Source organism: Arcanobacterium phocisimile (assembly GCF_016904675.1).
GTDB lineage: Bacteria > Actinomycetota > Actinomycetes > Actinomycetales > Actinomycetaceae > Arcanobacterium > Arcanobacterium phocisimile.
In genome coordinates this window covers 811,210-830,102 of the sequence record NZ_CP070228.1, presented here as the reverse complement: position 1 = coordinate 830,102, position 18,893 = coordinate 811,210, and the positions used below count along the sequence as shown (strand labels likewise).

The 18,893-nt window shown below is 47.3% G+C and carries 15 protein-coding genes and 2 pseudogenes; 14 read left to right on the top strand and 3 right to left on the bottom strand.

Annotated features, from left to right (window positions below; translation table 11 throughout):
• Positions 1–6: 6 nt before the first annotated feature.
• Complete coding sequence (locus JTE88_RS09070; protein WP_239519566.1) at positions 7–642, bottom strand: FAD-dependent oxidoreductase; 636 nt, start codon at positions 640–642, stop codon at positions 7–9.
• Between the two features lie 351 nt (positions 643–993).
• Between JTE88_RS09070 and JTE88_RS03685 the strand changes: the two genes are divergently transcribed.
• The 3 genes from JTE88_RS03685 (at position 994) to JTE88_RS03675 (ending at position 3,482) form a co-directional block, all read left to right on the top strand.
• Positions 994–1,542 carry a YceI family protein gene (locus JTE88_RS03685; RefSeq protein WP_204425471.1) on the top strand — a complete coding sequence of 183 codons (549 nt, stop codon included), beginning with the start codon at positions 994–996 and terminating at the stop codon, positions 1,540–1,542.
• A 94-nt stretch (positions 1,543–1,636) separates the two neighbouring features.
• Positions 1,637–2,839, top strand: a complete 1,203-nt coding sequence (locus JTE88_RS03680; protein WP_239519565.1) for an LLM class flavin-dependent oxidoreductase — start codon at positions 1,637–1,639, stop codon at positions 2,837–2,839.
• A 13-nt stretch (positions 2,840–2,852) separates the two neighbouring features.
• A complete protein-coding gene (locus JTE88_RS03675) occupies positions 2,853–3,482 on the top strand; it encodes a CE1759 family FMN reductase (RefSeq protein WP_204425470.1) in 630 nt (209 codons plus the stop codon).
• A gap of 100 nt (positions 3,483–3,582) precedes the next feature.
• Here the strand turns inward: JTE88_RS03675 and JTE88_RS03670 are convergent, their stop codons facing one another.
• Entirely contained in the window at positions 3,583–4,089 is a 507-nt protein-coding gene (locus JTE88_RS03670) for a transposase (RefSeq protein ID WP_204425469.1), read from the bottom strand.
• Positions 4,090–4,383: 294 nt separating this feature from the next.
• Here JTE88_RS03670 and JTE88_RS03665 point away from each other — a divergent pair, with 294 nt between their 5' ends.
• The 11 genes and pseudogenes from JTE88_RS03665 to JTE88_RS03615 all read left to right on the top strand — a co-directional run bounded on the left by JTE88_RS03665 (position 4,384) and on the right by JTE88_RS03615 (position 17,223).
• The gene (locus JTE88_RS03665) at positions 4,384–4,602 is read left to right on the top strand and encodes a hypothetical protein (RefSeq protein WP_204425468.1); all 219 of its coding nucleotides are present in this window, start codon (positions 4,384–4,386) and stop codon (positions 4,600–4,602) included.
• Positions 4,603–5,459: 857 nt separating this feature from the next.
• Positions 5,460–8,318: a TrlF family AAA-like ATPase gene (locus JTE88_RS03660; RefSeq protein ID WP_338021084.1), complete on the top strand. Its 2,859-nt coding sequence runs from the start codon at positions 5,460–5,462 to the stop codon at positions 8,316–8,318.
• 638 nt (positions 8,319–8,956) lie between these two features.
• Positions 8,957–10,151: pseudogene (locus tag JTE88_RS03655) on the top strand (IS110 family RNA-guided transposase).
• 406 nt (positions 10,152–10,557) lie between these two features.
• The gene (locus JTE88_RS03650) at positions 10,558–10,686 is read left to right on the top strand and encodes a lasso RiPP family leader peptide-containing protein (RefSeq protein ID WP_204425465.1); all 129 of its coding nucleotides are present in this window, start codon (positions 10,558–10,560) and stop codon (positions 10,684–10,686) included.
• A 58-nt stretch (positions 10,687–10,744) separates the two neighbouring features.
• Positions 10,745–12,601 (top strand): asparagine synthase-related protein, encoded by a 1,857-nt coding sequence (locus tag JTE88_RS03645; RefSeq protein ID WP_204425463.1) that lies wholly within the window; start codon positions 10,745–10,747, stop codon positions 12,599–12,601.
• 5 nt (positions 12,602–12,606) lie between these two features.
• Entirely contained in the window at positions 12,607–12,870 is a 264-nt protein-coding gene (locus JTE88_RS03640; protein ID WP_204425461.1) for a hypothetical protein, read from the top strand.
• A 14-nt stretch (positions 12,871–12,884) separates the two neighbouring features.
• Positions 12,885–13,286 (top strand): lasso peptide biosynthesis B2 protein, encoded by a 402-nt coding sequence (locus JTE88_RS09255; protein WP_420826940.1) that lies wholly within the window; start codon positions 12,885–12,887, stop codon positions 13,284–13,286.
• Positions 13,279–13,977 carry an ABC transporter ATP-binding protein gene (locus tag JTE88_RS03630; RefSeq protein WP_204425459.1) on the top strand — a complete coding sequence of 233 codons (699 nt, stop codon included), beginning with the start codon at positions 13,279–13,281 and terminating at the stop codon, positions 13,975–13,977. Before JTE88_RS09255 ends, JTE88_RS03630 begins: the two co-directional genes overlap by 8 nt.
• A gap of 9 nt (positions 13,978–13,986) precedes the next feature.
• Positions 13,987–14,769: a hypothetical protein gene (locus JTE88_RS03625; RefSeq protein ID WP_204425457.1), complete on the top strand. Its 783-nt coding sequence runs from the start codon at positions 13,987–13,989 to the stop codon at positions 14,767–14,769.
• 2 nt (positions 14,770–14,771) lie between these two features.
• Positions 14,772–15,470 (top strand): hypothetical protein, encoded by a 699-nt coding sequence (locus JTE88_RS03620; protein ID WP_204425456.1) that lies wholly within the window; start codon positions 14,772–14,774, stop codon positions 15,468–15,470.
• A complete protein-coding gene (locus tag JTE88_RS03615; protein WP_204425455.1) occupies positions 15,454–17,223 on the top strand; it encodes an ABC transporter ATP-binding protein in 1,770 nt (589 codons plus the stop codon). The genes JTE88_RS03620 and JTE88_RS03615 overlap by 17 nt, the downstream gene beginning before the upstream one ends.
• Before the next feature lie 436 nt (positions 17,224–17,659).
• On the opposite strand, the pseudogene JTE88_RS03610 reads toward JTE88_RS03615, so the two are convergent.
• Positions 17,660–18,891, bottom strand: a pseudogene (locus tag JTE88_RS03610) (IS3 family transposase).
• Positions 18,892–18,893: the final 2 nt, after the last annotated feature.

Below are 18,893 nucleotides of genomic sequence, written 5' to 3'. Positions count from 1 at the left end.
CATCGGTTATATCTTCGCCGTTTCGCCCGTAAGCTTTGAGCCCTGCACCACCAAATGGCGGAAGCAACATAGCAAAATCGTACCGGAGTTCGTGTCGCTTGCCGTAGTACATGTGCCGTGCCCAGTTCCGATAACGAGAGTTTGGCGTTGTCCGGCACGCATTTTGTCAATGACTTTCGCAAGCTCCTTTGCTGCGTGATCTGCGTGACTGGCAGTACATACCGAGACTGTGTTACCTGCTTCTGGACCAAGCCCTTCGGTGGCGCTAAAGTTGAGTTTGAGTCCGGTGGCGTTGATGACGTAATCGTAATAGATTTCTTCTCGCTGCCCACGACGTTGTGCTGAGGTATGTTCAACGACGACGTAGGGCCTACTGTCATCTCCAGCTCCGTCAGGGTGTAGCTCCGTTGCTCGCGCCTGGGTGAGTTCGATTTTTTGTTTCTGATATACCTTGGCAAGGGGGAACACAACTTTGGATTTTGGCATATCGCCAGTGCCTACCCAAATATTGGACGGGATCCAATTCCAATGGGAATTAGGGGTGACAACATGAATTGTGTGTTTCTTTCCCACAAGACGTTTGAGATGGAGCGCGGCAGTGTGCCCCGAAACGCCAGCGCCAAGTACAACGATCTTCGCCATTTTTACCTCCATTGACAAGTGTTGTATTGGTCACTATCCACCACGCAACCATAATCACGTTTCGTAAACAGGTATTGCTAGGATAGGCCCCTCCCCGCTCAGCCCCATTGCGCTCAACGCTGATAATGTCGCGAAACTACCCTTTTATAGCCCACACGTCGTAGTCTAGAAATTGTCAAGAGCACTTTCAACACTCTCATGGAAACTATTTTCTATTGCTCTACCAACGGGAAATAGCAATTTTCATTATTAGTTGACATTTAAACTGTTTTCTATTAAACTAATTCTTGTCGGTTCGGGAGAACACTTCCGAGCTAAGAAACGATTACATTCTCACCTAAGGAGAAAACAATGACCGCTCTCAAAGACCTCAACGGTAAGTTCATCATCGACGCAGCACACTCCCGCCTCGGCTTCGTAGCACGCCACGCTATGGTCACCAAGGTTCGCGGTAACTTCGGCGAGTTCGAAGGCTACGCAGAAGGCGACGCCTCGGCACCAGAAAACGGCGTCGTTGACGTCACTATCAAGGCTGATTCCATCAACACCGGCAACGAGATGCGCGATAATCATCTCCGCTCCGATGATTTCTTCGGTTCAGACACCTACCCAACCATTACCTTCCGCTCTACCGATATCAAGGTAGTCGACGAGGAAACAGTTGAAATTACTGGCGACTTCACCATTCGTGGAACCACCAAGTCCATCACCATTCCATTCGAATTCGGTGGCGCAATTACCGATCACGAAGGCAAGCTTCGCATTGGTTTCGAAGGTGCAACCGACATCTCCCGCAAGGACTTCGGCATCACCTGGAACGGCGCTCTCGAAGCAGGCGGCGTTATGGTTTCTGACAAGATCAAGCTCGAGCTCGAACTCGCTTTGGTCAAGGAAGCCTGAGTTCGCAACTTCTCAACTTCGATAACGACGCCGGTGGGGCGCCTGATCAGGTGCCTCACCTGTTGTCTATCTGTTTCCTGAAAGGCTATTTACTATGACTATGCAGTTCGGCGTATTTTCCGTCTCTGATATTACAACTGATCCCACAAATGGCAAGACTCCCACTGAGCATGAACGCATCAAGGCCTCAGTAGAGATCGCTCAGCACGTAGAAGATGCCGGACTCGACGTCTACGCCATCGGTGAGCACCACAACCCACCATTCTTCTCTTCGTCTCCGACCACTCTTTTGGGCTACATTGCAGCCTCAACGAAGAAGATCACTCTTTCTACGGCAACCACGTTGATCACCACGAATGACCCAGTGAAGATTGCCGAAGATTATGCCATGCTCCAGCATCTTGCTGATGGCCGTTTGGATTTGATGATGGGCCGCGGAAACACCGGCCCGGTCTACCCTTGGTTCGGTCAAGACATTCGTCAAGGCATTCCGCTCGCTGTAGAAAACTACAGTTTGCTTCGCCAACTGTGGGACAACTACGAAGTTAACTGGGAAGGTAAGTTCCGCACCCCGTTGCGCGGCTTCACCTCTACCCCACGTCCACTCGACGATGTTGCACCATTCGTCTGGCACGGTTCGATCCGCTCCCCAGAAATCGCAGAACTCGCCGCATACTACGGCGATGGTTTCTTCCATAACAACATCTTCTGGCCAATGAGCCACACCAAGCGCATGATCCAGCTTTACCGCCAGCGCTACGCACACTACGGTCACGGCACCGCAGAACAGGCCATCGTTGGCTTGGGCGGCCAGTTCTACATGGCGAAGGATTCGCAGACTGCTAAGCGCGAATTCCGTCCATACTTCGACAACGCACCGGTTTACGGCCACGGCCCGACGATGGAAGAATTTACCTCCCAGACTCCACTCACCGTTGGTTCGCCACAAGAAGTTATCGATCGTACCCTCGGTTTCCGTGAGCACGTTGGTGACTACCAGCGTCAGCTCTTCCTCATCGACCACGCTGGTTTGCCACTAGCTAAGGTTCATGAGCAGATCGACTACCTCGGCGAAATCGTTCCAGTGCTTCGTAAAGAGTTTGACGCTATGCGTAAGCCTGGTGTTCCTGATGCGCCAACGCACGCTGCTCGCGTTGCAGCCCGTGGTCCAATCAAGCTTGACAACGAAGGTCGCGCACTTGTCGACGACGTCACCGGCGGTTCGTTCTACGAACAGCAGGCAGACGACGAGGCTGCGGTTCGTCATGCAGACAACCTCATCAACCTGAACAAGTAAGAAGGTGAGCGCTGTGAAGATTGTTGTCGTCTCGGCGTCGTTGTCAGAGTCATCTGCAACAAGTACACTCGGACGGAAACTTGCACACGCAACTGTGAACGCAGCAAAGGATGCAACATTTTCTGTGATTGAGTTGCGCAGTTTTGCAGCCGCGATTACAAATGCTGCTTTGACAGGTTTTCCATCACCAGAGCTTGAGTTAGCGTTTAACGATCTAGCCCGAGCAGATGCTGTCATCGCGGTAACGCCAGCCTACAATGCGTCGTATTCTGGACTGTTCAAGTTATTCTTTGATGTGCTTCCCGAAGACACACTGAAGGGTAAACCGCTGGCTATTGGTGTCACTGGTGGAACACCGCGTCACTCCTTGGTCACCGAACATGCTGTTCGTCCACTGTTTACCTATCTGCACGCTATCATCGCCCCTACTGCCGTCTATGCAGCAACTGAGGACTTCGGTGTAGCAGCAAAAGACTCTGATGGTCGCGGTGGTGCGACGCTGGAGCGTCGTATCGCTAAGACGGGCACTGAGCTTGCTCAGCTCGCCCAGGCCTTTGCTCAACCTAAGAAGGATCATGACTCCGGTGAGAACGCCGACGCAACAGCTTTGTTCGCCGACTTCGTACCGTTTGATCAGATGTAACGTGTAACTAAAGATGTAGAAAGTGGCTGGTGATATCACCAGCCACTTTCTACTACCTCCACGTGCGGCAGATAAACCGGCTCTTCGCATTTTAGCGGGGTTAGGGGAAGATTGTGTTGAGGAGTCGCCAGTTGGGTTTGCTGGCGTAGAGTAGTGCGTGGGTGCGGTAGTTTTCGAAGTTGGTGAATCCGAATCCGATGCGTTTGATACGTTTGATGAGGTTGTTCATTGCTTCGGTGATGGAGTTAGATAGACGGGCGTGGTGGTAGGCCAGGATTTGGGGTTGCCATCGTTTGAGGGTGCGTCCTAGCTGGTTTACTTCATCGGGCATTGCAGGGCTGGTGCATGTTTGTATGAGTTCTTCGAGCATGATGGTTGCATTGTCAGGGCGGGTTTGTTGATAGAACTGGCGTAAGCGTTCTTTTATTCGGTAGGTGATAGCTACTTCAGCATCCGGGTCACCCAGGGCGAGCATGCTTTGTATACGCTGGCAGGCTGGTGGGGATAGTTTTTCATTACCCAAAGTTAACAGACGCCGGATCGGATATAAGGGATCGTTTTTATGTCCGCGCCGTCCCAGGGTTTGATTTTGTACGCGTCTGCGCACGTTAACTTAAGCCCGGTTCAAAAAATAGCGGTTTTCTTCTATTTTATTAAAAAGCATTATTTGGTCAGTCGCAAGTATTTTGGCCAGGAAGTGAAGAAATCGCTTGTCAAGTTGATCAAACATCAAATTCTTGACTAGAGGGGATATCGATTCGAGAGGTAGGACAGGTTGCATGCACTGCGAAAGACGTGACCGCTCAGAACACGCGGATGCCCCGGAAAACCGAGAACTACGTAACACGAACGAGTTTTTGAATGCGCCTTTCATCATGGAGCTCGGCATCCAACTCCCGAAATGACGTTTTCACCGGCAAGTGCCGTGATCGTTTCACAGTCAGGTTCATCTGCTCGACATACAACAATGAACTTTGGGAAAGCTTCCTTTCTTCATGAGGCTAGCTGGGCGCGAAACGACGCCCCCTCGAAACGTGCCCCCATAGACATTGAGCTGGTCGCGATCATTCTTGAGACACAGGCCGAGAACCAGGGCGTCTATCGGGCAGGTAAAACGTAGACTTTGGCTCGCTTTACCCCACCATCGACTGACCGCTGACGGGGAGCAAACCCGCAGGCTCATGAGCCTCACTGGCGTAAGTACCAAGATAGGGAATATCTGATCACCGCACACAAAGTCGAGAGTATCGATTCTCGCCTCGGGTGTAGACCTATGCCATTTCATAGCCAAGGCTCCAAATCGATTGCGAGTCCCTAACATCCCCTCCGTACAATCACGGAAGGCATTGTCTATGCAACCTTCACACCCAACGCGTTCCCCTTCTATCTACAACACCTGGCGGACACTATCAGACTCAATTACCACCGAAGCATTACGGCTATAAGCCATCTGGAACGCCCCCTCAACAACGGATCTTGATCATCATAGTGGACACCAATATCGCCATGTATCCGTGATCGACCACCAGTACATGTTGATGCTGAGAATATAGAAACCGCCACCAGCGTCGATAATAGCTACGACAACCCGTTGGCAGGAAACGTCAACAGCCCCACAAGAACGATATCACCAACACCCGCTGGTAAGCTGATATTCTCGAGGTTGAGGTAGCTACATTCGAATGGGTGAACGGTGGAATACCAAGCGCCTCCGCCAGGCCCTGAACTACCGCACGTCACAAGAAGTTGAAATCTAATATTGGTAGTAGCACCAGCTATCAATGCCAAAAGAAATCAGGGTAAACACCTAGAGAGAAAGACCGGACCATTTTATAGCACAAGTCACTTAATCTCGTATCTTTTATCAATAGTTGCCGATTTTAATCAGAAAAGAACATGGATGCTAACAATGGATATATAGTTTAAGCTTATTAAGACATTAGTCATTTATTAACATAATAACTAATATCAGATACATTGCCGCTGTTAATCCCTTCACATAAAAGAATCGAGGTAATTATACTCAGAAATGCGCGCGGGTCAGAATGGAATAAGTGGGACTTACACGTACATGTACCCTTCACTAAGTTAAATAACGGCTACCGCTCACAGTGTAATTCCGAAGAAGAATGTTTCGAGATTTTTGCACGTATTTTGGAAGAATCCGATGTTCAAGCTTTCGGGCTAACAGACTATTTCTCTGCCGAAACTCAAATCCGCTTCATCGAATATTTCAGAAAAAAGTACCCACAGTCCCCTAAGTTATTACTCATTAATGTCGAGCTCCGCCTCGCAGAAAGTGTAAACAAAAAATCAGAGCAAATAGATTATCACTTAATCTTTAGCAACACTGTCACCCCTAAGGAACTTCGGGACTTTCTACACAACTTAAGAACTGAAACTACCGACCACAATGGACGCAAAAAGAACTGTTCGGAACTTAGCGCTACCGATTTTGAATCTGTCACAGTGACCCGCGGTTCTATTCAAGAAGCATTTGAACGAACTTTCGGCCCAAAACCTAATCATACCGACCGCGTGATCTATTGCTCGCCCATAAACGGAAACGGCATCCGCGCTCAAACTGGCAATATGCGTAAAGCGCAGCTCTCAGATGAAGTAGATAAGTTCAGTGATGCCTTTTTTGGAAATTCAAAAAGTTCCGAACATTTTTTGCGTAGCGACCGGTATGAAGACAAGAATCAAATTTCCGCTGCCAAACCAGTATTCTCCGGAAGTGACGCTCACAACTTTGAAGATCTAGAACGATGGACTGGAAGGTCGATCTCTGGCTCTGATAATGATAAAATTACTACTTGGATCAAAGCAGACCTGAGTTTTGCAGGACTTCAACAAGCACTAATCGAACCAGCCGAGCGCGTACGACTACAAGATATCAAACCTGACAGCAAACCGTCCTATCAAGTTATTTCACATGTAACATTCCACGATCAAAAGTCTTTTCCTGAAAGAATCGATTTCAACCCAAACCTTAACTCGATCATCGGTAGTCGGTCATCTGGCAAGTCTTCACTTTTAGCATATATTTCACATGCCATCGATCCAGAAGTGACTGAACAACTGCTTTCAGAGACTACAAACGGTCCCGCTGCTGGAATATCATGGAATTCTCCAGAGGCTAGCGTAGGGTGCGTCGTCCACTGGGCCAATGGAGAGACTTCCGATAAATCCGAAGCAAATGGAACCATACACAAGGGAAAAGTCATTTATATTCCTCAAAGCTCTTTGTATCGATTGAGTGAAAATCCGCAGAAAATTACCGATAAAATCCGCCCCATCTTGTTCAGAATAGATCCTGAACTTAAAAACGCACACGACCTTTTAGAAAGCGGTCTCACTGACACTAATGAAAAACTGAAAACTCAGATTGAGAAATGGTTTTATAACCAAGATGAAATTATTAGTAACGCTGACGACATTAAAGACGTCGGCGATCAGAATGCTATCAATGCTGAAATTCAAAAAATCAACGATGAAATAACCTCTAAACTGCAAGAAAGCACGCTTTCAGCAGTTGACCAAGATCGCCTAGACGCGCTACTGGAGGAGCTTAGCTCATTAGATAAGCAAATAGCCACAGACACTGACATTTTAGATACCTTCAAAAAGTACTGTTTGTTTACTGAAGACAATGATGACCCAAAAATTATCGATAACGCATTGTCGGTAACAATCGAAACTAATCCCCCTGTTGCAAATCTCCCTCTGACACTACAAGAAAGCGTCAAAAATGAAATTTCCAGCATGATGACCATACTGCGAGCCAAGATCGAACAGCTAATATTAGACCAGGCACACTCCACAGCTACTTGCCGCAAGAATAACATATCTAAGCTGAAACAACTCCGTAACGACAATGAATCACTCTTGAAAAAGCAAGAATCGAATGCCTTACTGGGAGAACTAAATGCAAAAAAGCGCGCACAAGTCGATAAGCTAGAAAAACTTAAAAAACTCGATTCCGCTAGAAAACAACTTCACACTACTCAAAAGAACTTAGAAGAAGATATCAGAGAAAGTCTTGAACAACGGAAGAAGCTTCTGTCCGATTTTGAGCAAAATTTTAATTCGAAACGTCGTAGCCTGGACGCTCTTGAGTTTGGTATCGAGACTGATTTCAGCCCAGAAGAAGTTGCGCGCATCTCTGAACTTGTTAATCGTCGCAAAAAGAACGATTTCAGTTCTCCTGAAGACGGTATTAACATTAAGAAGTGTCAAGATGAGCCCATATCGCTTCTCAATATGATCCAAAAAGGGAAGTTAGTCCCCAAAGGCACAACAGGTGAAACAGAGCTCGGTCAAAAGATTCTATCTACAGCTCCTTCCGTCCGCTTTACAGCAGCTCTGGACAGTGACACAATTGGTGGTTTTTCTCGTTCGTCAATGACACCTGGCAAGCAGGCACTATTCGCACTAACACTCATTATGAATGAAAACCAAAGCCCGTGGCCACTTCTGATAGACCAGCCAGAAGACGACCTCGACAGTCGTTCAATATATGAAGCAATTGTTCCATATATTCAAGCACGTAAGCGCGAACGGCAGATTTTGATGGTGACCCATAATGCTAACTTAGCCATCGGAGCAGATTCAGAAAACGTCATCGTAGCTAATCGCCATGGCATTGACCGGAAAAATCCGAACAATAGAACCTTCAATTACATTACTGGCCCACTAGAGCATTCGGAATCAAAAAATCTCTCATGTAACACTATTTTAGAATCTGCAGGCATTCGCGAGCATGCTTGCGAGATTCTGGATGGTGGAAAAGAAGCATTTGAGAAGCGCAAGCACAAGTATCAGATCAAGAACTGACTTGTCACCAGTGAAGGTGTCGGTTGTTCTCAGAAAACATTTGTTTTCTGAGAACAACCGACACTCGCATTTAGGATTCAAGGCCTAAAACGTGCCAGTGGAATCATCCCTGGTTGTTACAGCGAGTATCTATTCTCGCCTGCAGTTCAGTGGACTGGTGCGCATCCCACCTACTATTCGTTGAGTGTTCTACCACTAGATACATTCAGTGATTTGTTCGTCGATGACCGCTCTTTGTATGATCCGTGCTAACGTGGCGGGTAATTCAGTAGGCAGGTTACATCACCACAACACGGCCTTAACCTGACGACCAAGGTTCATGCCCCGGTGAACACGTCGGAATGACAGTAACTGGGCGTTAATCACGCCTGTTACTGTTTTGATAAGCCCTGAAGCTGGTAGTTGCGCGATGGTGGGTTTGTTGGCTGGACGATCTCGGCATGGTTGCTTTCCCCTGTCTATTCCAATGATCCGGGGGGTGTTGTCACCGGGATCGGACAGACACACTCGTGATTGTTCATCAGGGGCGTGGCACTGGAATATGATGCCTGTCGCAGGCGTGGGTGTAAGACGGATGTGTTTACCTGTTAAAGCTAACAACTAGTCTACTGGTTTTATTCTTGAAAGCCAGACAGGCAATGACACCGGCAAATTTCGATATCTGGCTTAGCATCGACGCAGGACAAGACTGATCACTGAGCAACCGCCATTAATCGTAGTGGCGATCAAGCCTATTCACATTCACTTCCCCAATAATGAAGAAAAAACTCCGACACATTTATGATGAGCTTGCCAGCCTTGGCCGAATACTTGTTGTGGTAGATCAGTCAGCAACAATTCGGCGCGCTGGCTGTGGCAGTGGCCCAAGCAATTGGGGATACAGGTCGCGTACTTACCTAGTTTGACGATGCGACCAATCGCGGATCTATACCCAGGGATAAGCTAAAACTAACCAGCGCGATGCGTTCATCATCGCTCAAGCAGCTCCCACGATCCCCCACTTCACATGGTTGATGAAGATGAAGCCGAGCTGGGGATGCTCACTGGATAAGGTGATCTCGCCCAACACATCACCCAGACCAGGAACCGTATCCGGGGCTTGTTTACTCAGATTCACCCCCGGTATACAACGCGTAATCGGACCACGCCTAGACCATCAAGCAACTGCTAGCCATGCTACAAACCTGGCCAGTACCAGACCAATTGAAGAAAGCTGGCCATGCTCGTATTGGTGCCAAACTAAAGAAAAACGGGGCTCGGCGTTGGCAAGCTCCGGCAGACGAAAACCGTGACGCTCTAGCCACACAAACAGTGACCGTGACCGGTACGAACGCAGCCGCTATTGTTATCGCGCACCTTGCAACAACGCTCAATGAACTCTACCGCCAACGAGTCGCCATGAAAAACCCAGATCGAGGCACTGGTGAGCGACCACCCTCTTCACTCGGTCCTCACCTCCATGCCAGGAGTTGGGATCTGGACCAGTGCTGTCATCATCGGACGAACTAGCAGGTAAATAATTTGCTTCTGCCACACACCTTGCCTCGTATGCCGGACTGACACCCGCAACTCGTCAATCAGGAACATCAATGAAATCTGAAACCGTGTCCCACACGGGCAACAAACGCCTCAAACAAACCCTGTTCCTCTCCGCTTTTACCTCCCTGCGATCAGATTCGACCTCACGACGCTACTACGACAAGAAACGCCTGGCTGAAAAAACGCCATAACCAAGCCATCATCGCACTCGCACACAAACCTCTAGCAGTCATCTTCACCATGACCCGAGACGAGACTTTCTACAAAACCCGACCCGTCAAACTAGCTGCCTAGGCTTGACAAAAGAGATAAGGGCCTCTCGCATACATGCGTAAAACCTTCAAACGCCGATCCTTAGCCTTCCGCCCCATAACAGTCCTTTCACATGAGAACTGTCCAGCTACAAAGGCTCACGCCAATTTTACACAAATTGGATTACAGTATAGTGATCTACTCATTGGCTGAGCATGGAAGAACTTCTTAATAAGTGTTAGTGCGCAAGTCACGATACCCAGGTGAAGGATTTCGCGAATCTCACTTAATATTGTATTTGTCCAATGATATACTTTAAGTATGTATACGATCGATAAGATCGTGCAAAATTCTTCTTGCAGAAACTGCACTTTTAATATAATATGCGAAATGTGACACAGTGTCGTGTCACATTTAGTTTGCCGGTTAGTATTCAAAGGAGACAACTATGTACCGCAAACCCACTATCACCAAAATTGGCAACTTCAAAGACGTAACTAACGGTGCAGGCAGGGCCCGCGAGAAGGATCTGCTGGGATTCTCTGCCCTTATCGTTATTCACTGGCCTTGGCTCTAAAGTAGTCCAGCTGGATACTATTGCCTACCTTTCGAAGAAATTCTTCGAAAGGTAGGCAATGGCTTCGGTGTCTGGTAGGAAAGAGCTGAAGTATTTTCCTACCAGACACCTTACAAAGATTGATGGTGAACGCTTGATGAAACTCCACATTCGCGAAAATGCGACCGTAGAGGTGTGTCTCCCTCAGTGGCAGAGTTGTAATAAAAAGAACTCGACAATCTATGAAATTCCTTATCTTGAGCCAGGACATTACCTTTCGGTGGTCGCGGGTTCAGATTATTGTTGGTACATTTTCGCGCAAGGTCAAAGCACCATTGCTGACTATGCTCTGAAATGCACACGATTGTCCGACTTACGTGAGCATCCCGATAGTCAAGATGCAACGATACTCTACATCAATTCAGACGGAACTTGGACAGCTCAAGCGGATCGTTTTGGATTTTACCCTCTATACTATATGGAAAATGACAGAACATCTCGAAACAGGACGAAGCTCTGGTTTGACCTCCAGCAGGCGGGTGCGGAAATTCGCCAACCGTCACAAGAATATTGTGCGATTTTTCTTGCGGGTTTAAATCAAACATTCCCATTCGACACCCACACTATGTGGCAGGACTTGCTATGTTTACCGCCAGGCTACAAAATTTGTGGTGACGTTCATGGGGCGCTTCACTTCGAACGTTGTACAGTTTCACCTGAAGCAAACGTACATATTAGCGACCTAACAGAGATTTTTTCTCACCAAGTCTCCGAGCGTGCAGATTTCCTACGTCAGCTTTCTCCCCGTATTTCTTGCGACCTCTCAGGAGGGCTAGACTCATCATATACTGCAGTCACAATGGCTCAAAGAACCAAGTACTTACAAACCGTATTTTTAGACAACGGCATAGCTAATATATCTGATGCCGATTGGGCACGTCACATAGCAAAAAATATCGGTAGCGACCACAAAACTATTGACTATGTATCAAACTCGAATGTACTAAGTCAGCCGGAATCCACGATCAGTTCCCAAATGAAATTTGGCTTTGATGAATCATTCCGTTACATCACCCTCGCACCGCGCTTAGCTAATATGTGCGAGAGCTTCGGCGCTTCATTGCACCTGAATGGGCATGGAGGAGACGAATTAGTTGGTCCAAATTCAGCGATGGCGTGGTCATATTACAGAAGCCCCCACTCGCCATATGTACAACGTTTTCGCAATGCACTGGGTTTTGCGAAAGCTAACAAGTTCCCCATATCGCAATTCATAAAGACTATTCGTAGCGAGGGTACTTTACATGAAGAACTTGCAACAGGCATAAAAATTCTCCCTGAGCAATACAACGTCAGTGATAAGTATGATTCGAGTTGGATTCCTGCAGTGACACTTCCGCCATTTTGCAATGACTCGCTTAGGCCATTCCTTAATCAGCTTTCACATGACCTAGCCACAAAGTTCACTGAACCATATGCGCCAGATAGATCACAGCACCGCATTGCTGAGGACGTAATTGCACACGTCCGCCTACTTCGTGCCTTGAACATGATGGACATGCCTGCCAGGTGCACATTCGCTTCACTGTTCCTTTCACCACAAGTAATTTCTCAAGCCATGTCCCTCCGGATTGAGGATCGTTTTATGGCGCGTACCATAAAACCGCTACTTTATCGCACTTGGCCACAAAACCTTTCAAGTGATGTATTTCGTCGGCATGATAAGGGAGAGTACTCAGCAGCAACTTTCGACGAATTTCATTCTGAAAAGTCAAGAATTCGAAGTCTGCTTGGGCCTTCCTCCATTCTGAGCGATATGGGTCTGCTAGATAATCAACTAGTTACGCACACTATAGACGGATTTAGTGCAGACGGCTTCAGTTTAGATGCTCTAATCCGCGCGGCATCACTTGAGTCTTGGCTGTCAGAAAGGTGATTCATATGTACAAAAAAACTAAAGGAGTCTCTTGGAATCATGTCGAAGACGGCATGATCATTCTTCTTGATTCTTCAGGAGAGTATCTTCACCTAGACACTGCGACATGTGATTTTGTTAATTCCCTTGTAGCAGGTCAAACTCTTACAGAGTACGTCAAGAATATCGCGGAAACCTACCCAGAAGAAGAAATAGCTCAAATCCAAATGGACTATTCAATGATTCTGAATACATTACTTGAGCAGGGAATTTTGGAGGCTAGCAAGTGAGTTCACCGGTCTACATGGAAGAACGAGTCAAACTGAATGTGAAGGAAACTCTTATAACGAAACTGGCAACAATCAGCGCATTCTGGCTCGTAAAACTCAAACCGAACCAGTTACTGCGAGTCTTGACTAGAGTGTCCGTGCGAAAAGGGGAAGCAACATACGCACAAGCTCAGCATCTTCGTAACGCGATAAACAGCGTAAGCCCGCGCTGTGCTGGCAATGGGTGCCTTCAACGGTCAGTCGCTATGATGCTACTTGCACGTTTCTATTCGTTACCCCTGGTTTGGCGCACTGGTTTTCGAGTTAATCCTTTTATTGCTCACGCATGGGTGGAATTCGATAACCAACCTGTTGGAGAAAAACTTGACTTATCTAAGTTTATGATTAGTTTACAAACTGGAGGAATTCGTGATTGAATTTCAAGATGTCTGTAAGACATTCGGGAACACTCGAGTGCTTGATGGACTATCGTTTACCGTCCCTAGGGGCTCAATTGTTAGCCTTGTAGGCCCGAATGGTTCGGGTAAATCGACACTATTACGCATTCTCCTAAATTTGGAGAAAGCGACTTCGGGTGAAGCTATTATCGGTGGAAAGCCATACGCTGAGTTCTCCAAAGACAGTGAAGTCGGCGTTTCCTTAGACACTATGATTCCACACCCATCTCGGCGCGCAATTGATCAACTGTGTTGGATTGCTGCTGCGAAGGGTATCGACAAGCAGTCATGTGTGGAGAAGCTTGAGTATGTTGGGTTGGCTGGTGCTGAACGTAGGCGGATTAAAGCATATTCACTTGGAATGAAGCAGCGACTTCGAATCGCTAGTGCGTTACTCGGCGATCCTGATGTACTCGTTTTGGACGAACCTGTCAATGGCTTGGATCCGGAAGGAATCCGGTGGCTTCGTGATTTCCTTACGAAGTTCTCGAGTGAGGGAAAGACTATTCTCATTACGAGCCATTTGATGAACGAGCTCGAGCAGCTAGCAACCGATTTCGTATTTCTCCACAAAGGGAAAATCGTCGAGCAAGTTTCTCGGGACCAACTCAAAGAGCAGTACTTGTCTCTTGAGCAGGCATACTTCACATTAAATCACGCCGAAAATTAGGAGTGACTTGTGAAACCAATTAAATCAGAGTTCATTCGTTTCTGGAGTATGACAGAGGCGTATTTGGCTATGCTTCCTGTTGCAATACTCAGCCTCGTATTTTCTGTAATTAATATCGGTGTGATCAACGCAGTACTCGTTGGAGACTTGGAATCGCAACAGTTGGATCCCTCGTTGGCGAGCAAACCTCTCGCAACGCTACTCAGCGAAGGGTATCTTGGACCGGTGTATCAATCCGCAGTGATTTTCATACCTCTTGCCGTGGCGTATCTGGCTAACTTGGAATATATTCATGGTGATCACGAAGAAGCCATTTTGATTCCAGGAAGTCTTATGGCGCGAAGAATTGGCACTATTGCATGCATGGGTTTATGGTCAATCCTGACCACGTTATGTGCAGCGATAATTAACTTTGCTGTTTGTCTAATTCTTCTCGACCCCGCAGGGCAATCCCAGGTGTCGGTTGTGGATGCATTTGCGGTATGTTTGCGAGTATTTGTATTTTCCCTTCTCTTTACCACGCTCGCATTGGCTATTTCAGCTATCACTCAACGACTTTTCACCTCGATCATTATCCTAATTGGCTTATTCATGGTGTCACTCGCAGGAGTGTTCATGCGCCTACTTCCACCTCTGCACAACGCGCTTCCATTGATTGGCGGAAAGTCGTTTGCCTTTTACGACCCAGCGCAGGGGCCTTTCAGTGTAGTAGCCTCATTCTGGTTACTAATTGCATGGATGATCATCCCTGCTCTTGTGTACCTGTTTGTGGCCGGTTTGCGTAGGCGGTGAGCATGAGAGGCGTAGCAACGTATTTCACGGCTTTTCGAACCCTGCCGTCAGGTTTAGCTGCTTTGGTTTTTCCGTTACTGACTGTTCCAGTTTTCAAAATACTTGTTGTTCTGGGTGCAGAGATTAATGGTTCTGTCGTATCTGGTTCGGCAAGTTCCCAGTTGTCAATGTTGGGGAGTCTTGTCCTGCTTTGCAGTGCGTGGATAGCTGGAGTTTTATTGAATCACTATGATGTAGAAATTAATAAATTGATGATGCGCTCCCACACTGTAAATGGGCTCGTAACCCATTTATTGCTAGGCATTATATGGTTTGCGGGTACGCTATTGTTACTGGCAGTCTTCGACATTGGCGTTTTCAAGGAACTCGACGGCTGGTCAGTAGCTATTGCGTTAACAGAAGTTATGCTATTGTCCCTGCTCGGATGTGCCATCGGATTTGCTTTCAAAAGTGGCGTTTTTAGTGTCAGCTTCATAATTCTGTATTCGCTCCTTCTAGCACCTGCTATCTATCGGTTGATTCCTGCAATTACCGAACGGGGAATAGCACCTCGACTGGCTGAGATTTCAAACGGGCAGGAAGGTTCGCTACCACTCCTGTTTGATATTGTGTATTTCACGCTACTGATCGCGGCATTTCTGGGTATTTACTTTTTGGGCGATAAACTGTATGTGGGGAATAAAGATGGACACAAAAGATAAGACTGCTGAGAACATTTACAACCCTTGGAAACAGATTGCAGCTGAACTTAAGCCTCATTTATTAGCATTGATACTAGCCATCATTATTGGCATCACAGTTGCAACTATTTCGCTTATCCAACCCACACTCATTGGAAATATTGTCAACAGCGCGAGTGCTAGTCTTGACTGGAAACTAGTGTCGTTTTTCATTTCGGGTCTGGCAGCGGTCGCCATATTGAGTGCATTTGAACAATACGTTCTTGAAAAAATAAGTGAAACAATGGTATTTCGGATTAGAAATGACTTAGCTTATCGTGCTCTTGGCGCAGATCTTGCATCAGTCCAATCTGTCCAATCCGGGAATTTAACATCTGCACTTGGTTCCGATACATCACAATTAAGAGGGATCCTTAGCCAGGGAGTTGTTGAACTCATAGTTCAATCTCTAACACTGATTGGAGCTCTTGTTATGATGCTTTACACCGATTGGGTTTTATTCACAGTTGTTGTTTTTGCCGTAGTGGTATTACTTCTATCTGGTGTCATTCTTGGTTCACGAACTCGCCCCGCAGCTGAAGATGTACAGACCAATGTTGCGCTTATGTCGGAAAGCTTCGCACGCGTGCTATCAGGCATTCGCACCGTTAAAGCATTTCGAGCCGAACCCATCTTCCTTGCGACTATTCACAATTCCGCTGACGCCGCTCGACGAAGTGGCCTGAAAGTTGCAAAGCTAAAAGCTATAGTAGCTGGATTCACTCAATCAGCTATTCAAATTTTACTCTTTGTGGTTATAGGCTTCGGGGCGATTCGAGTGTCTGCCGGCCTACTTACTGTAGGAGAACTCACCTCTTTTATCATGTACGTGATGTTGGTCTTCACTCCTGCTGCAATGCTAGGAGGAGTGGTCGCGTCAATTTCTGAAGGTATCGGGGCGTATTCCCGTATTGCTAAATTCCGTACATGGACTCAAGAGAATAGCGGTAATGATATAATTTCCTCGGAACACTATGATTCGTGCGCTCCCGCGATCCAATTCAAAGATGTGTCTTTGACATACGAGAAGCTACAAGATGTGGATAATAGCATGACTCAATGGGCTCTTAAAGACATTTCGCTTTCCATACCTCAAGGATCATTTGTTGCATTTGTTGGCCAGTCAGGCGCAGGAAAATCGAGTATATTTAACATCTTAGAACGCTTTTATTTGCCTACGCATGGTGAAGCTTTTGTATACGGACAAAACATAGAAAGAACTTTGCCCGATCAAATTCGAGCAAACTTTGCCTTTGTCGATCAGTCAGCGCCAGTATTTGCTGGAACAATTCATGACAATCTCAGTTTTGTTAATTCTGAAGCGAGCAATAATGACTTAGTCCAAGCGCTCATATCAGCAGAACTATCCATAAATGGTAAAATCCCAGACCTAGATTACGAAGTTGGCGAAGGTGGTGCAGGGCTTTCTGGCGGCGAACGACAACGGCTTGCACTCGCACGAGCGTTCCTTTCAAAGGCGCCTATAATCCTGCTTGATGAGGCCACTTCGAACCTAGACTCCATCACAGAACAAGCGGTTCACTCGTCAATTTTCGCGCTCAGAGGCGAAAGGACAGTTATAGCAATTGCTCACCGACTATCAACTGTTAAGAGTGCCGATATGATCTATGTGCTGAATCAAGGGAAGATAGTGGCACAAGGGACGCATACCGAGCTTATGACGAACTCCCCAATCTATCAGAAACTTGTAAAGAGTCAGCAGCTTACACAATAAGGGATCGTCTAGTGCACTTCATGAAGTCGTCCATGTACTACGTATGCTTGTATGGGAGTTAGTTTAAATTACGTATATACTTGCCCACCCACCCTGCTACGTCTGTGTAAGGCACTCCGCGTTATGTTCCACGGCGCCCACCTTGATTTGATTTATTCCCCGCTTTGGGTGTTACTTGTGAAATTCAGCCTCAAGCTCACTTGGCACGCTATAGCCCACACTTGTGCATAAATCAGTTCGTCTCCATCAGCGCCCTCGCCGTGTTCAGCCAACGCGTTGCTATACGAGTCGCCAACCCTCCAGGTCGATGCAAGCTGTAACACCGGTAAGTTACTTGTTGTAAATAATCCTGACATACTGCAAACCTGCAGATCCTCAAAGCGAGTCAGGTCTGTGGTTGCCTTGCCATACACGTGAAGTGCCCCGGGTTTTGTTCCTAGGCACGTGCCTTGATTTCTATTATTTCATGGCCGGTGTTGCCGTTCCAAAACTCCTGTTCAACCTCAGCCGGTGTACGGTAGCCCAAGCTCTGGTGAAGTCGTGACTCGTTCCACCACGAAACCCATTCAAACGTCGCGATTTCAACGTCAACCACGTCCGCCCATGACCGCCTATGAATCAGCTCATTCTTGTAAGAACCGTTGACGTTCTCAGCCAAAGCATTGTCATCCGAATCGCCAACCGTCCCTGTCGAGGCAGTAATCCCATGCTCGGCAAGACGCTCATTGTAAACAATGGACACATACTGCGAGCCGTGGTCGCAATGGTGAATCAGCCTCGGTTGTTTTCTTCGCACATACGATCGCCTGATTGAGCGCCTGCAACGGCAACGCTTTACGTTCGCATTGAATCAGATAGCGCCCACCCGACAATCCGTCGGGAGAACACATCGGTCACAAAAGCGGTGTAGAGAAAACCCCTTACGGGTACGGACATAGGTAATGTCAGCCACCCACAACCGATTCGGCCTCGGAGCTCGAAATTCACGTTTCACCAAGTCCGGGCGAGTATCTAGCACCCGAGGTTTGCGAGTTCTCACAAGCGACCTGGCCTTTACCTTTACCGCTGACTCTAGCAAGGCGCATCAAACGAGCGGTTTGCTCACGACCAATATCTTTTCCCCTCACGGTCCAACGCGTGCCACATCTTACGAATCGGGTAGACATTGTAGTTACTTTCATGAACCTCAACGATATGCTCTATCAGAGCAGCATCACGCAGGCTACGAGCACTCACACCACGGGATTTTGATTGACGATAGCCACAAACCACCAACACGGTGAGTGTTTAACGTCGTGCAGATGAACTGAGTAGAGAAACGATTTCGATACTCATCAATGAACCGAATCATTTCCGACGTTTCGGGGCCAGTTCCGACGCGAAAAAAGCCGACGCTGCTTTCAACAACTCATTAGTATCACAAAGCTCCTGATTTTCACGGCGTAGCCTCGCATTTTCGACTTCCAAGTCCTGTGGGCATGCGTTCAAGAACGCGCCCCTTCCACGGCGAGCTACCTGAGTCCATTGCCGAGCAGTGTGCCAAGAAACACCTAGTTTCGGTGCCACAATCTTGCACGCTTCTTGCAAGGAAACATTCTCCGCCACAATACGGTCTTCTACCAAGCGGACGACACGATCCTTCGCATCCTGATCAAATTTCTTTGGCATAG

Coding starts and splice junctions, on each gene's coding strand:
- JTE88_RS03620 (WP_204425456.1), top strand. CDS start 14,772: ATGAGAGGCGTAGCAACGTATTTCACGGCTTTTCGAACCCTGCCGTCA.
- JTE88_RS03680 (WP_239519565.1), top strand. CDS start 1,637: ATGACTATGCAGTTCGGCGTATTTTCCGTCTCTGATATTACAACTGAT.
- JTE88_RS03640 (WP_204425461.1), top strand. CDS start 12,607: ATGTACAAAAAAACTAAAGGAGTCTCTTGGAATCATGTCGAAGACGGC.
- JTE88_RS03650 (WP_204425465.1), top strand. CDS start 10,558: ATGTACCGCAAACCCACTATCACCAAAATTGGCAACTTCAAAGACGTA.
- JTE88_RS09255 (WP_420826940.1), top strand. CDS start 12,885: ATGGAAGAACGAGTCAAACTGAATGTGAAGGAAACTCTTATAACGAAA.
- JTE88_RS03615 (WP_204425455.1), top strand. CDS start 15,454: ATGGACACAAAAGATAAGACTGCTGAGAACATTTACAACCCTTGGAAA.
- JTE88_RS03645 (WP_204425463.1), top strand. CDS start 10,745: ATGGCTTCGGTGTCTGGTAGGAAAGAGCTGAAGTATTTTCCTACCAGA.
- JTE88_RS03665 (WP_204425468.1), top strand. CDS start 4,384: ATGACGTTTTCACCGGCAAGTGCCGTGATCGTTTCACAGTCAGGTTCA.
- JTE88_RS09070 (WP_239519566.1), bottom strand. CDS start 642: ATGGCGAAGATCGTTGTACTTGGCGCTGGCGTTTCGGGGCACACTGCC.
- JTE88_RS03685 (WP_204425471.1), top strand. CDS start 994: ATGACCGCTCTCAAAGACCTCAACGGTAAGTTCATCATCGACGCAGCA.